Here is a 12,603-nt window from a genome sequence, read left to right as displayed (position 1 = left end):
GCGGGTTATTCAAGGGTAGACGAGGGTGGGGAAAGCAAAGCAGGGGAGGTTTTACAGAACGTATCCAGGCGACAGCGCGGGGCTAATGTGGGAGGGGGCAAGCCCTTCCCACACTGATTGCGTTCACTCGGCGGAGGGTGGCGTCAGCCGCGCTTCCAGTTCCGCTACTTTTGCCTCCAGGCTTTCCAGGCGCGCACGCGTGCGGGCGAGCACCACCATCTGGCTGTCGAACTCTTCACGGCTCACCAGATCGAGCTTGCTGAAGCCACTTTGCAGCAATGCCTTGAACTGGCTTTCGATTTCATTGCGGGGCAGCGGAGTGTCGCCGCTGAACAGGCGAGAGGCGTGGCCGCTCAGGGCGTCGAGGAAGTCTTTGGGCGCGAGCATGGGAAATATTCCGGAAAACTGTTGGCCGGCAGTGTATCACGCAGCGTCTATAGTCTTTTCACAGCCCTGACGCGCACGCTTTTCGCGCACCGGGATGGGCGCCTGCGCACTGTTTTGATGCGCATCGCCACCGCCGGAACGCCCCGCAGGTGGGCATGAGTGGGCAATGGACTGATTTCAGTGAGTTTTACGGAGCTGGCAAGGTTTCTGCTTAGACGATCATGACCCATGCACTGATGCAGTCGCTGTGACGAATGCAGTGCGCCGACGGATCAGGGGTACAGGTTTCGTCACCAGTGGTTCGCTGGCGTCGCTACGGTAAATGCCGAGGCGACGATGCGTTACAAAGCCAGGCACTGCGCTTAGACTTGAGACGGGTTTGTTTTCCTGGGGCAAGTCCACCAATTCGGGAGAGAGTTTTCATGAAGCTAGTCACTGCCATCATCAAGCCGTTCAAGTTGGACGACGTACGCGAGTCACTGTCCGAGATCGGCGTGCAGGGCATTACCGTTACTGAGGTCAAGGGCTTCGGTCGGCAGAAGGGTCATACCGAGCTGTATCGCGGCGCGGAATATGTGGTCGATTTCCTGCCGAAGGTGAAGATTGATGTCGCCATTGACGACAAGGATCTTGACCGGGTTATCGAGGCGATAACCAAGGCCGCCAACACCGGCAAGATCGGTGACGGCAAGATCTTCGTGGTCAATCTGGAACAGGCTATCCGCATCCGTACCGGCGAAACCGATACCGACGCAATCTAAGCCGCCAAACCCCAACGCCCCAGGAGAAAAACACTATGACTCTGCGTACATTCGCAGGGCTCGGAGCCCTGTTGTCCATCGTAATGCCAAGCCTTGCAATGGCGGCAGACGAAGTGGCGGCTCCAGTCCTCAACTCCGGCGACACTGCCTGGATGCTGACCGCCACCGCACTGGTGCTGTTCATGACCATTCCTGGCCTGGCGCTGTTCTACGGCGGCATGGTCCGCTCCAAGAATATTCTGTCGGTGATGATGCAATGTTTTGCCATCACCGGCCTGATCAGCATCCTGTGGGTCGTCTACGGTTACAGCATTGCGTTCGATACCACCGGCATGGAGCAGGGCGTCGTCAACTTCAACTCCTTCTTCGGCGGCATGAGCAAGGCGTTCCTGGCGGGGGTCACTCCAGCCAGCATCACCGGGCCTGCGGCGCTGTTCCCGGAAGCGGTGTTCATCACCTTCCAGATGACGTTCGCCATCATCACTCCGGCGCTGATCGTCGGTGCCTTCGCCGAGCGCATGAAGTTCTCCGCGATGCTGATTTTCATGGGCATCTGGTTCACGCTGGTCTATGCGCCGATTGCGCACATGGTCTGGAGCGGCAACGGCGGCCTGATGTGGGACTGGGGCGTGCTGGACTTCGCCGGTGGCACCGTGGTGCACATCAACGCCGGTGTGGCTGGCCTGGTGGCGTGCCTGGTGCTCGGTAAACGTAAAGGCTTCCCGACCACCCCGATGGCCCCGCACAACCTGGGTTACACCCTGATCGGCGCGGCCATGCTGTGGATCGGCTGGTTCGGCTTTAACGCCGGTTCCGCTGCCGCAGCCAACGGCACGGCCGGCATGGCGATGCTGGTTACCCAGATTGCTACCGCTGCTGCGGCGCTGGGCTGGATGTTCGCCGAGTGGATCACCCACGGCAAGCCGAGCGCACTGGGCATCGCCTCGGGCGTGGTGGCCGGCCTGGTTGCGATCACTCCGGCGGCTGGCACCGTGGGCCCGATGGGCGCCCTGGTCATTGGCCTGGCGGCGGGCGTGGTGTGTTTCTTCTGCGCCACTACCCTCAAGCGCAAGCTGGGCTACGACGACTCCCTGGACGCCTTCGGCGTGCACGGTATCGGCGGTATCCTCGGCGCGATCCTGACCGGCGTGTTCGCGGCTCCGTCGATGGGTGGCTTCAACGCCGCTACCACTGACATCGCCGCCCAGGTGTGGATCCAGTGCAAAGGCGTCGGCTTCACCGTGATCTACACGGCGATCGTCACCTACGTCATCCTCAAGGTGCTGGACATGGTCATGGGCCTGCGCGTCACCGAAGAGGAAGAGGCGGTCGGTCTCGACCTGGCGCAACATAACGAGCGTGGCTACAACCTGTAAGTACGCGAAAAAAAGTTGCCCGGCTTGCCGGGCATTTTTTTGTCTGGCGTTTGTCTCTGCCTATAAGTGGCATGGGTTTTTCGTCAACTTTGTGATGGGATCCACACGGCACTTTTAAGGGTGCGAATGTCTTACAGGCATGTAGGCGTATTCGGCACTTTGTTTTTTTCCAGAGCGCGCTAGAATGCGCGCCGATGGGCGGAGAACTGTATGTGGCAACAGACCCTGATTACCCTTAGGGCCAAGCCCCGGGGCTTTCACCTGGTGACCGACGAGTTGCTTGCCGGCTTGCCTGAATTGAAGGCGTGTCGCGTGGGCCTGTTGCATCTGTGGCTGCAGCACACCTCGGCCTCGTTGACGGTCAACGAGAATGCCGATCCGGCGGTTCGCCGTGACTTCGAGCGTTTCTTCAACTTGCTGGTGCCGCAAGGCCATGCAGGGTTCGAACACAACGACGAAGGTCCGGATGATCTGCCGGCGCACTTCAAGGCCAGTCTCCTGGGCTGCCAGCTGAGTTTGCCGGTGAAGGCTGGCCGCTTGGCGATGGGGACTTGGCAAGGTGTTTATCTGGGCGAGCACCGTGATCATGGCGGTGCTCGTAAAGTCCTCGCCACCTTGCACGGTGAAGGGGCATAAGCCACTGGTGATCCAGTGGATGTTGATTTTTTTCCGGCGACCTCGACAGAGGGTGAAGCTGGGCTATAACTAATCTGCTTTTCGCAAGTCATGAGGTAGAACATGAGCGACGATGATCTGGAAAACGACGACCTCGAAGTAGGTGACGAAGACGACACTGAGGAAAGTCTTGAAGCGGCGGCTGATGACGTTGCTGAAGACCTTGATGACAGTGCTGGCGATGATGTCGCGCCCAAAGCCAAAGGCAAGGCCAAGGCTGCTGTTTCGGTAGATGAACTGCCCAGTGTTGAAGCCAAGAACAAAGAGCGCGATGCCCTGGCCCGTGCGATGGAAGAATTCCTCGCCAAAGGCGGCAAAGTGGTCGAGGTCGAGCCCAACGTGGTGGCTGATCCACCGAAGAAGCCGGATAACAAATACGGCAGCCGTCCTATCTGAGGTCAGCTACCTGCTTGTAAGAAAGAACCCGCCGTCGCTGCGGGTTTTTTCATGCCTGCTGATTTATTCGAGCGTTGTGGTGATCCAGATGTGGGAGGGGGCTTGCCCCCGATAGCGGTGTATCAATCACCAAATAGGCTGGCTGATCTACCGTAATCGGGGGCAAGCCCCCTCCCACATTTGGCCATCGGTGTTACTGCCAGCGGCGAAGTAACTCCGGCAATTGCGTCAGGCTGCGAATTTGCGCATCCGGGAGTTTATCCCCTTCCCACGCCTTGCCCGCCGGGTTGAACCACACTGCTCGCAGGCCCGCCTGCTGCGCCCCGGCAATGTCATCGCCCGGATGATCGCCAACATGCACCGCCGCTTCGGCCTTCACGCCGCCGCGCTGTAATGCCTCCTGAAACAACCGCGCATCCGGCTTGGCGATGCCGATATCCTCGGCACGCAAGGCAAAGTGAAAGTAGTCCGCCAGGCCTACGCGTTGTACGTCGGCATTGCCATTGGTGATCACGCCTAGCAGGAAGTGCTGGCGCAGGGCTTTGAGCATCGGCTCGGCTTCGGGGAAGACGGTGAGTTGATGCCGCGCATGAATGAACGCTTCAAAACACACGTCGGCCATTTCCGTGGCTTCAGGCTGTGGATAACCAGCCTCCTCAAACGCATGCATCAACACCCGATGGCGCAGGATACTGATGCGGTGTTTGAGTTCAGGGTGACGTTGCAGCACCTGTTGGCGCAGGCTGGCGAAATGCTCCAGGGGCAAGTCGCCGACCTTGGATGCGTTGAGCGCCAACCATTCGCGCATTGACGCTTCGGCGCTGATGATGACGGGTACGTTGTCCCAGAGCGTGTCGTCCAGGTCGAAGGTGATCAGCTTGATGCTCATGAGTCGCCGCCCTTGATGCGTTTGGCCCGTGGATGGGCGCTGTCGTACACCGTTGCCAGGTGCTGGAAGTCGAGGTGGGTGTAGATCTGCGTGGTCTTGATGTCGGAGTGGCCGAGCAGCTCCTGTACTGCGCGCAGGTCCTGGGACGACTCCAGCATATGGCTGGCAAAGGAGTGCCTGAGCATATGCGGGTGCAGGTTCTGCCCCAGTTCGCGCTCGCCGGCGGCTTTTACGCGCAACTGAATGGCCCGTGGCCCCAGGCGTCGGCCTTGTTGGCTGATAAATACCGCGTCGTCCTGCGGATTGGCCAGCGCGCGCAACGGCAACCACAGTTGCAGGGCTTCACGGGCTTTCCTGCCGACGGGCAGCACACGCGTCTTGCTGCCTTTACCCAGCACCTGCACCAACCCATCCGCCAGGTCCAGTTGATCGAGGTTCAGGCCGGTCAGCTCGGACAGGCGCAGGCCCGAGGAGTAGAACAACTCGAGGATCGCCTGGTCGCGGTGCGCCAGGAAGTCATCCTCGACCGCGCCATCGAGCAGTTGCAGAGCGCGGTCGGTGTCCAGGGTCTTGGGCAGGCGGCGCTCGCCTTTGGGCGGCGACAGGCCATTGGCCGGGTCGTGGTCACACAGGCCTTCGCGGTTCAGGTAGTGATAGAGGCCGCGCACCGCCGACAGCAGGCGCGACAGGCTACGCGAGGACTGGCCTTGCTGGTGCAGCCGTGCGACCAGGCTGCGCAGGCTCTGGATATCCAGGGCTTTCCAGCTGGCAATCTGCTGCTTTTCGCAATAGGCCAGGACCTTGTTCAAGTCCCGCCGGTAGGCTTCCAGGGTATGAGGCGACACCTGGCGCTCGTTGCGCAGGTGAGCGCAGTAAGCGTCCAGTTGCCGTTCCATGGCTAGCGCACCGCGCGCAGGGCAGTGGTGAAGCGCGGCAAGACGCGGCCCAGCACTTCGGCGATGTAGGTCAAAAACAGGGTGCCCACCGAGCTTTTGTAATGCGCGGGATCGCGGCTGGCGATGGCCAGTACGCCATGCAGGCCTTGGTGGCTGAGGGCAACCACGGCGGTGGAGCCGATCTGTTGGCGCTGTTCGGCACCAAAGAGGAAGTCCAATTCATGCTCGCGCAGGGTGCCGCTGATGGTCTTGCCTTCGGAAAGCAGGCCGCCGATGGCGGTTTGCGCTTCGCCACCGCTGACCCAGCGACCCACCGGCATCGGGTTGTCGCTGAACAGGATCAGGCTGACAAACGGCACCTGGAAGTCCTGGCGCAGGCTGTCTTCCACGGCCATCACCGTTTCTTCCAGGCTGGCGGCGTCCATCAGGGTCAGGATCAGGCGACGAGTCTTGTCGAACAGGCGATCGTTGTCGCGGGCCACATCCATCAGATGCGAAAGCCGGTGGCGCATTTCGATATTGCGCTCGCGCAGGATCTGCATTTGCCGCTCCACCAACGACACGGTATCGCCGCGTTGGTGGGGGATGCGCAAGGCCGGAAGCAATTGCTCGTGCTCGACGAAAAAGTCCGGATGAGCCTCAAGGTACGCCGCGACTGCAGCGGCCTCCAGGCTTTCACTTGGGGTTATGTGTGCGGGTACTTGAGGCTTATCGGTCATTGGCTTGACTCACTCATAGACGGACCTGTCCTTCGTATACACGCGAGGCCGGCCCGGTCATCATCACCGGGTGGCCAGGGCCTGCCCATTCGATGGACAAGCGCCCACCCGGCAGGTCGATCAGCAGCGGTGAATCCATCCACCCCTGGCTGATCGCGGCCACGGCAGCGGCGCAGGCACCGGTGCCGCAGGCCTGGGTTTCGCCGGCGCCGCGCTCCCACACACGCAATTGCGCGCGAGAACGGTCGATCACCTGCAGGAAGCCCACATTGACCCGCGCCGGAAAGCGCGGGTGATGTTCGATCTTCGGCCCCAGTTCATGCACGGGCGCATTGTTGATGTCATTGACCCGCAGCACCGCATGGGGATTGCCCATGGACACGGCGGCGATATCCACGCTGTTGCCGTCCACCTCCAGCGCATAACTGAGGGCCTGCTCGGGCGCCTGGAACGGAATGTCCGCCGGCACCAGGCGTGGCGCGCCCATGTTGACGCTGATCTGGCCGTCACTGCGGATATCCAGTTCGATCACGCCGCCTTTGGTCTCGACGCGGATCTGGCGCTTGGCGGTCAGGCGCTTGTCCAGCACGAAGCGCGCAAAGCAGCGCGCACCGTTGCCGCACTGTTCCACTTCAGAGCCATCGGAGTTGAAGATCCGATAACGGAAATCCACCTCCGGGTTGGTCGGCGCTTCCACCAGCAATAATTGGTCGAAGCCGACACCGGTGTGCCGGTCGCCCCATTGTTTGGCGTGCTTGGGCAGGATGTGTGCGTGCTGGCTGACCAGGTCGAGAACCATGAAGTCATTGCCCAGCCCGTGCATCTTGGTAAAACGCAGCAGCATGGCTTACTCCGGCAGCAGGCTTTCGCCAGCATACAACTCGGCTACCGTCTCGCGGCGACGCACTTCGAACGCTTGATCACCGTCCACCAGCACCTCGGCGGCTCGCCCGCGCGTGTTGTAGTTGGAACTCATGACAAACCCATAGGCACCGGCCGAATGCACGGCCAGCAGGTCGCCTTCCTCCAGGGCCAGCTGACGATCCTTGGCCAGGAAGTCGCCGGTCTCACAGATCGGGCCGACGATGTCGTACGCGCGCGTTTCGCTGTCGCGAGGGGCAACGGCGGTGACATTCATCCAGGCCTGGTACAGCGCCGGGCGGATCAGGTCGTTCATCGCCGCGTCGACGATGGCGAAGTCCTTGTGCTCAGTGTGCTTGAGGTACTCGACCTGGGTCAGCAGCAAACCGGCATTGGCGACGATGTAGCGGCCCGGCTCGAACATCAGCGTCAGGTCGCGGCCTTCGATACGCTCGCGCACGGCCTTGATGTAGTCGGCGATCAACGGCGGCTCTTCATCGCGATAACGCACGCCCACACCGCCACCCAGATCGATGTGGTGCAGGTAGATGCCGCAGTCGCCGAGGCGGTCGATCAGTGCCAGCAGGCGGTCGAGCGCATCCAGGAACGGCGGCAGGGTGGTCAGTTGCGAGCCGATATGGCAGTCGACACCCAACACGTCCAGGTTCGGCAATTGGGCGGCGCGGATGTACACGTCTTCGGCGTCGGCAATGGCGATGCCGAACTTGTTCTCCTTGAGGCCGGTAGAAATGTACGGGTGGGTGCCCGCATCGACGTCCGGGTTGACGCGCAGGGAGATCGGCGCGCGAACGCCCATTTCGGCGGCCACGACCTGCAGGCGCTCCAGCTCGTCGGTGGACTCGATGTTGAAGCAGTGCACACCTACTTCCAGGGCGCGGCGCATGTCTTCGCGGCTCTTGCCGACGCCGGAAAACACGATCTTGTCGGCCTGGCCACCGGCGGCCAATACACGTTCGAGTTCGCCACGGGAGACAATGTCAAAACCAGCGCCCAGACGCGCCAGGACATTGAGTACACCCAGGTTGGAGTTGGCTTTCACCGCGTAGCACACCAGGTGCGGCGCGCCTTCCAGCGGGTCGGTGAACGAGCGGTATTGCGCTTCGATATGTGCACGGGAATACACATACGTCGGGGTGCCAAAGCGCTCGGCAATCGCAGACAGCGCCACGCCTTCCGCGAACAGCTCGCCGTCCCGGTAGTTAAAAGCGTCCATGAGGGTCCCTTAGTAAGTGTCGTGCTTGTGCGCTTTCGATGGCTTTTGCGACGACTGCGCCTGTTCGTTCGGGTCTTTGCTGTCGTCGGGCAGGTACAGCGGGCCTTTTTGACCACAGGCACTAACGAGGCAAGCGACCGCGACGAGCGCAGCAAGGGAAGAGATCAGGCGCTTCATGGCGAAATCCTTGAATATGCATTAATTGCGCCCGAGTATACCGACCACCCGCCAGCTTGCCTATGCGCCGGAATACCCGTCCGGCGGGGGTTTGCTGAGAGGGTCGGGAAGCGGACTACGCTGTTTGAGGATATTTCACGCCGTCAATCGCGTTGAAATCGGTATCCTTTGCAATCGGCGGGGCGCGTCCGTATCGTGCGGCGCTTGAGCAGAACCAGACACTTTTGAGGTTGCCACAATGAGTTTGACCGAAGCCCGTTTTCACGACCTGGTGGATGCCACCCAGGAGAAGCTGGAAGATATTTTCGACGACAGCGACCTGGATGTGGATCTGGAAAACTCGGCCGGTGTGCTGACCGTCAAATTCGAGAGCGGCCAGCAACTGATTTTCAGTCGCCAGGAACCGCTGCGTCAGTTGTGGCTGGCGGCGCGCTCCGGTGGCGTTCACTTCGACTACGACGAAGACAGCGGCAAATGGCAGTGCGACAAAAGTGAAGAGTTGTTGGGCGAGATGCTCACGCGGCTGGTCGAGGAATATACCGGCGCCGAGCTGGACTTCGACGAGATCTGACAGTGACCCAGCCTGCTCCCGTACGCCCGCCCAAGCCGCTGTTCAGCAACGTCAGCCCGGCGGTGCCGTCGCCTTGTATCAGTTTGTGTCGCCTGGATGAGCAAAAAGTCTGCCTCGGCTGCTTCCGGCATGTCGAAGACATCCGTGAATGGCGCTCCGCCGACGATGCCCGGCGTCGAGTGATCTGCGCGCAGGCCGAGCAACGCCGGGCCCACGCCTGACGCTATCTTGTTTATTTGTGACGCTGTGGTAGTGTCCGGGTACGCCTCAACTCATCGAGGCCCGTGAGAACCCCGCCTTTTCCTGGCGGGGTTTTGCTTTTTTGTGCAGAAAAAAGGAGTCTGCCTGAATCATGACCACCGCACCGTCCATCATTCTCACCCGTCTTGACGTGCAGCGTCTGGAGCAACTGATCGACCGCTTGGGCGACGAGTTTCCCGGCGTCGAAGCGTTGCAGGCCGAACTCGACCGCGCCGAAGACGTGGTTGGTCACGATGAAGTGCCTGCAACTGTCGTGACCATGAACTCCAGCGTGCATTGCCGTGAACAAGGCAGTGGCAAGGACTATCACCTGACCCTTGTTTATCCCAAGGACGCAAATGCCGATGAAGGCAAGATCTCGATCCTGGCGCCGGTCGGCAGTGCTTTGCTCGGCCTGCAAGTGGGCCAGCATATCGACTGGCCTGCACCGGGCGGCAAGACCCTCAAGCTTGAATTGCTGAGTGTCGAAGGCCAGCCCAAAGACGGCGGCGCCTTCCCGCTTTAAATCTGGCTCAGCGCTTCATTGAGCGCGAGCTCCAGCTCGGCCTTGTAGCGCAGGTACAGATTGCTCGGGCTTTGCACGTCGCCGAGCAGGCCCGACAGGTCCAGGTCGGTGATGTAGCAACGGTAACGCTCGGGTTCGCGGCGTTGCCCGATGATCTCCCGGGCGACCACCGCAAACAGCTGGTCGCCAAACTCCATTTCGGAAAATTCCCGCTGATTGCAGTACAGCGTGACACCCACCTGGCCGGGCGCCGCCTTGCCGATAATCGCCTGCACGTCATAAAACGGCTTGTTGGCAGGGTGTTGCGGCGCCGGCCTTGGTTCGACAACGCGTGCGCGGGCGCTGCCCGATGGCAAAAGTTGGTAATACAGCGTTTGTACTTCGCCCAGCGGCTGTTGGGTGTCCAGCGGTGAAAGCGCTTCGCGGCGATAGATGATCGACAGCAGAAACCGCTGCAGCGGTGCCAACAGGCTCTGTTCATCATGAAACGGCAAGCGCTGCTGCCAGAGCGCGTTGAATTCGTCGAGCACATACAGTTCGGCGAAGCCTTCATTGACCCGGTAGAACACTTGTATGCAATCGGCCTGGCCCATGGGCAGCAGCAGCGCCAGGTCGTGGTCTTCCAGTGCCATGGCGTCCAGGTGCAATGGGCTGTAGCTGGCCAGCTCTTCGCTGAGGTAGGCGACCAAGGCGTCCTGGGTCGGCAGTGACACGTGGGTGGCCTGGCCGGGAATCAGTTCCATGACGTGATAGTGCTGCTGCACCTGGAGCAGGTAGCGGTGGTTGCTTTGGCCGAGCAGCAGATGCTGTGCGGTGTCGAATATTTCTTCGACGCGCTGGGCAATGAACTGCGCTCGGTTGTGACAGAAACAGCGCACCCGCAACCGCGGCAAATGAGCCGGCGGCAGTTGGTTGAGGTAGTCGCGCAGGCAGTCGAGCAGCGCATGGGGCCCGTCGTAGCGGCTGACCATCACCTCGTTCCAGCTATTGAGCGTGACCTGGTCCAGGGTCAGTACCAGATTTTCACGCACGCCGGCATAACTCAGGGAGTCGGTGCGCTCGGTGGTCATCAGAATGTTCAGGTCGCGGTGATGCTTGAGTGGGTCGACGCCGACGTTGACCAGCAACAGCACTTCTTCCGGTACCGCCGAACGCAACAGGCGCGCTTCATCGACGCTGGCCAGGGGCAGGGCGATGGTCTGTTGCAGGCTGCCCAGCAGGTTGAACAGTTCGAACTCGGTCATGTCGCTGGCGCCGGGGTGCAGCGCCAGGCGCGTGCTGCTGTCGATCACACCGTTGCGATGGCACCAGGTGAGCATTTCCAGCAGGTCGCGGCTGCGTTTGATCGGCGCGAAGTGCTCCCATTCCAGGGCCGTGAGGTTGCCGTTATACAGGCCCCAATGGTGCTGGCCCGGCTCCTTGCGGTTGGGGGAGTGCACCAGGGTCAGGGTGTCTTCGGCCAGGTCCGGGGCAATCCCGGGGTTAATGAACTCGACCTTGCCGGCCTTGCGTTCAAAGGCTGCGTACAAGCGCCGGCCCAGCACATTGAGGTCGCGCTTGTTGATCAGGCTGACGGTCTGTTCCGTACGGGCGAACTGGGTGAGGAAGCGGTAGCTGTAGTTCAGCTCGTTGACCAGGGCACGGCGCTCGGAAGCGACCTGACGCACCTTCCATTGGCTGCGGCTGTCCAGCAGGGCCAGTTGGCGCTGGTCCCAACCCCACTCATCGGCCAGGCGTTCGAGCAGCAGTCGTTGCCAACTGGCGGTGCGCTGGCCGGCGCTGAGCTTGCGGTTGACCTTCAGGTACAGGCTGCGCCGCACCAGTTCCAGGCGCTCGGGTTCATTGCGGGCCTTGAGGTATTCCTCGATGCGGCGGTAGACCACGATGTACGGGTCCAGCTCGTCCAGGTCCAGCTGATTGGCAAACACCGCGCGCTTGAAGCGCAGGCTCAGGCAGTGCACCTTGGGGTGTTCGCTGGCGTAGACCTCGGTCAGCAGCAGCTTGAGCACCGATTTATAGGGCGACTCGATGCCCTTGAACAGTTGCCACAGCCCGGCGCCGATGAATTCCCCCGGAGGAATGCGCGCCAGATGGCCGAGATCGAGGGTTTCGTCGGCGCGAATGAAGCGTTTGGAGATCAGCGTGTGGGTGAATTCGGCGTAGCGGCTTTCTTCATACACCGGGACCAGCCACCAGATCGGCGTGCGCCCGGCCAGCCAGATGGCGGTGCGGTAGAACTCGTCCAGCAGCAAATAGTGTTGGGTGGTGCCGCAATCGTCGGAACTCAGTTGGGTGTCCCGTTCACCGAGCACAAAGCGCGTCGGTTCGATCAGAAAGAAATGCGCCTCGGCGCCCATGGTCTGGGCCCAGGCTTCCAGCAGTTGGCACTTCTTGCGCAGCTCGGCCAACTCGTTTTCATTCAGGTCCGGAGCGTGGCACACCCACACGTCCATATCGCTCTGATCCGCCTGGGCCAACGTGCCCAGGCTGCCCATCAGGAACAGGCCGTGGATCGGGCGGGGCGGGTTGCCATGGCGCGGCTTGTAGGAGAACGAACGGGTCAGGCGCTGGGCTTCGGCCAGGGCCTGGGCATCGGGTTCGAAATTCGACAGCCCGGCCGGCGTGCCGCTGGAGACATAGCCCGGCAGCAAAGGGTGATTAACGTGGAAAAACAGCGGCAACAACGTCAGCACGCTTTGTTGGCGCGGGGTCAACCCTTCGACGGCCCGGGCCATGCGGCCTTCATTGAGAACCATGAAACGCGCGCGCAATTGGGCCAGCACCTTACGGTCGATGCCTTCGTCCAGGTCGGGGCGGATTTCATGGGTGCGGGTCATGTCGAATTCGGTGGCTCGCAGGGCCCGACGTGGGCGGCCGTGTAGGAGTTTACAGGCA

Annotated in this window: 15 protein-coding genes; 7 read left to right on the top strand and 8 right to left on the bottom strand. The window is 61.3% G+C overall.

The genetic code is table 11. From position 1 onward, the window contains the following. Positions 1-123: 123 nt before the first annotated feature. Entirely contained in the window at positions 124-387 is a 264-nt protein-coding gene (locus C4J92_RS25875) for an accessory factor UbiK family protein (protein WP_003195432.1), read from the bottom strand. 422 nt (positions 388-809) lie between these two features. Here C4J92_RS25875 and glnK point away from each other — a divergent pair, with 422 nt between their 5' ends. From glnK to sutA, 4 genes are all read left to right on the top strand, one after another. Beyond that, the gene (glnK, locus tag C4J92_RS25870; RefSeq protein ID WP_002555808.1) at positions 810-1,148 is read left to right on the top strand and encodes a P-II family nitrogen regulator; all 339 of its coding nucleotides are present in this window, start codon (positions 810-812) and stop codon (positions 1,146-1,148) included. A gap of 35 nt (positions 1,149-1,183) precedes the next feature. Next, the gene (locus tag C4J92_RS25865; RefSeq protein WP_124405641.1) at positions 1,184-2,524 is read left to right on the top strand and encodes an ammonium transporter; all 1,341 of its coding nucleotides are present in this window, start codon (positions 1,184-1,186) and stop codon (positions 2,522-2,524) included. Positions 2,525-2,734: 210 nt separating this feature from the next. Further along, positions 2,735-3,160, top strand: a complete 426-nt coding sequence (locus C4J92_RS25860) for a secondary thiamine-phosphate synthase enzyme YjbQ (RefSeq protein ID WP_124368800.1) — start codon at positions 2,735-2,737, stop codon at positions 3,158-3,160. A 102-nt stretch (positions 3,161-3,262) separates the two neighbouring features. Continuing rightward, positions 3,263-3,595: a transcriptional regulator SutA gene (gene sutA / locus C4J92_RS25855; RefSeq protein WP_124364948.1), complete on the top strand. Its 333-nt coding sequence runs from the start codon at positions 3,263-3,265 to the stop codon at positions 3,593-3,595. A 193-nt stretch (positions 3,596-3,788) separates the two neighbouring features. Here the strand turns inward: sutA and C4J92_RS25850 are convergent, their stop codons facing one another. From C4J92_RS25850 to C4J92_RS25825, 6 genes are read right to left on the bottom strand one after another with little or no spacing between them, the layout of a single operon-like run. Beyond that, complete coding sequence (locus C4J92_RS25850; RefSeq protein WP_124364947.1) at positions 3,789-4,484, bottom strand: HAD family hydrolase; 696 nt, start codon at positions 4,482-4,484, stop codon at positions 3,789-3,791. Further along, positions 4,481-5,380 carry a tyrosine recombinase XerC gene (gene xerC / locus C4J92_RS25845; protein ID WP_124405640.1) on the bottom strand — a complete coding sequence of 300 codons (900 nt, stop codon included), beginning with the start codon at positions 5,378-5,380 and terminating at the stop codon, positions 4,481-4,483. Before xerC ends, C4J92_RS25850 begins: the two co-directional genes overlap by 4 nt. A gap of 2 nt (positions 5,381-5,382) precedes the next feature. Further along, the gene (locus tag C4J92_RS25840; RefSeq protein ID WP_124405639.1) at positions 5,383-6,099 is read right to left on the bottom strand and encodes a DUF484 family protein; all 717 of its coding nucleotides are present in this window, start codon (positions 6,097-6,099) and stop codon (positions 5,383-5,385) included. Positions 6,100-6,112: 13 nt separating this feature from the next. Continuing rightward, positions 6,113-6,943 carry a diaminopimelate epimerase gene (gene dapF, locus C4J92_RS25835; RefSeq protein ID WP_124364944.1) on the bottom strand — a complete coding sequence of 277 codons (831 nt, stop codon included), beginning with the start codon at positions 6,941-6,943 and terminating at the stop codon, positions 6,113-6,115. A gap of 3 nt (positions 6,944-6,946) precedes the next feature. Beyond that, a complete protein-coding gene (gene lysA, locus C4J92_RS25830) occupies positions 6,947-8,194 on the bottom strand; it encodes a diaminopimelate decarboxylase (RefSeq protein WP_124405638.1) in 1,248 nt (415 codons plus the stop codon). A gap of 9 nt (positions 8,195-8,203) precedes the next feature. Then, positions 8,204-8,371 carry a lipoprotein gene (locus C4J92_RS25825; protein ID WP_003195417.1) on the bottom strand — a complete coding sequence of 56 codons (168 nt, stop codon included), beginning with the start codon at positions 8,369-8,371 and terminating at the stop codon, positions 8,204-8,206. A gap of 238 nt (positions 8,372-8,609) precedes the next feature. On the opposite strand from C4J92_RS25825, the gene cyaY reads away from it, so the two are divergent. The 3 genes from cyaY to rnk all read left to right on the top strand — a co-directional run bounded on the left by cyaY (position 8,610) and on the right by rnk (position 9,708). After that, positions 8,610-8,942: an iron donor protein CyaY gene (gene cyaY, locus C4J92_RS25820; RefSeq protein WP_124364942.1), complete on the top strand. Its 333-nt coding sequence runs from the start codon at positions 8,610-8,612 to the stop codon at positions 8,940-8,942. Between the two features lie 2 nt (positions 8,943-8,944). Then, positions 8,945-9,163, top strand: coding sequence for a DUF1289 domain-containing protein (locus tag C4J92_RS25815; protein ID WP_003176868.1), 219 nt, complete (start codon positions 8,945-8,947; stop codon positions 9,161-9,163). Positions 9,164-9,294: 131 nt separating this feature from the next. Next, complete coding sequence (gene rnk / locus C4J92_RS25810) at positions 9,295-9,708, top strand: nucleoside diphosphate kinase regulator (protein ID WP_124364940.1); 414 nt, start codon at positions 9,295-9,297, stop codon at positions 9,706-9,708. Here the strand turns inward: rnk and C4J92_RS25805 are convergent. Continuing rightward, on the bottom strand, positions 9,705-12,545 hold the full coding sequence (locus C4J92_RS25805; RefSeq protein WP_124405637.1) for a class I adenylate cyclase: 2,841 nt from the start codon (positions 12,543-12,545) through the stop codon (positions 9,705-9,707). The genes rnk and C4J92_RS25805 overlap by 4 nt on opposite strands. Between the last annotated feature and the right edge of the window lie 58 nt (positions 12,546-12,603).

The organism is Pseudomonas sp. R3-18-08, from assembly GCF_003852065.1.
Lineage (GTDB): Bacteria > Pseudomonadota > Gammaproteobacteria > Pseudomonadales > Pseudomonadaceae > Aquipseudomonas.
Note: the sequence above shows the minus strand (reverse complement) of the source record. Positions and strands in the feature narration are given on the sequence as shown.

Coding starts and splice junctions, on each gene's coding strand:
- C4J92_RS25875 (WP_003195432.1), bottom strand. CDS start 387: ATGCTCGCGCCCAAAGACTTCCTCGACGCCCTGAGCGGCCACGCCTCT.
- glnK (WP_002555808.1), top strand. CDS start 810: ATGAAGCTAGTCACTGCCATCATCAAGCCGTTCAAGTTGGACGACGTA.
- C4J92_RS25865 (WP_124405641.1), top strand. CDS start 1,184: ATGACTCTGCGTACATTCGCAGGGCTCGGAGCCCTGTTGTCCATCGTA.
- C4J92_RS25860 (WP_124368800.1), top strand. CDS start 2,735: ATGTGGCAACAGACCCTGATTACCCTTAGGGCCAAGCCCCGGGGCTTT.
- sutA (WP_124364948.1), top strand. CDS start 3,263: ATGAGCGACGATGATCTGGAAAACGACGACCTCGAAGTAGGTGACGAA.
- C4J92_RS25850 (WP_124364947.1), bottom strand. CDS start 4,484: ATGAGCATCAAGCTGATCACCTTCGACCTGGACGACACGCTCTGGGAC.
- xerC (WP_124405640.1), bottom strand. CDS start 5,380: ATGGAACGGCAACTGGACGCTTACTGCGCTCACCTGCGCAACGAGCGC.
- C4J92_RS25840 (WP_124405639.1), bottom strand. CDS start 6,099: ATGACCGATAAGCCTCAAGTACCCGCACACATAACCCCAAGTGAAAGC.
- dapF (WP_124364944.1), bottom strand. CDS start 6,943: ATGCTGCTGCGTTTTACCAAGATGCACGGGCTGGGCAATGACTTCATG.
- lysA (WP_124405638.1), bottom strand. CDS start 8,194: ATGGACGCTTTTAACTACCGGGACGGCGAGCTGTTCGCGGAAGGCGTG.
- C4J92_RS25825 (WP_003195417.1), bottom strand. CDS start 8,371: ATGAAGCGCCTGATCTCTTCCCTTGCTGCGCTCGTCGCGGTCGCTTGC.
- cyaY (WP_124364942.1), top strand. CDS start 8,610: ATGAGTTTGACCGAAGCCCGTTTTCACGACCTGGTGGATGCCACCCAG.
- rnk (WP_124364940.1), top strand. CDS start 9,295: ATGACCACCGCACCGTCCATCATTCTCACCCGTCTTGACGTGCAGCGT.
- C4J92_RS25805 (WP_124405637.1), bottom strand. CDS start 12,545: ATGACCCGCACCCATGAAATCCGCCCCGACCTGGACGAAGGCATCGAC.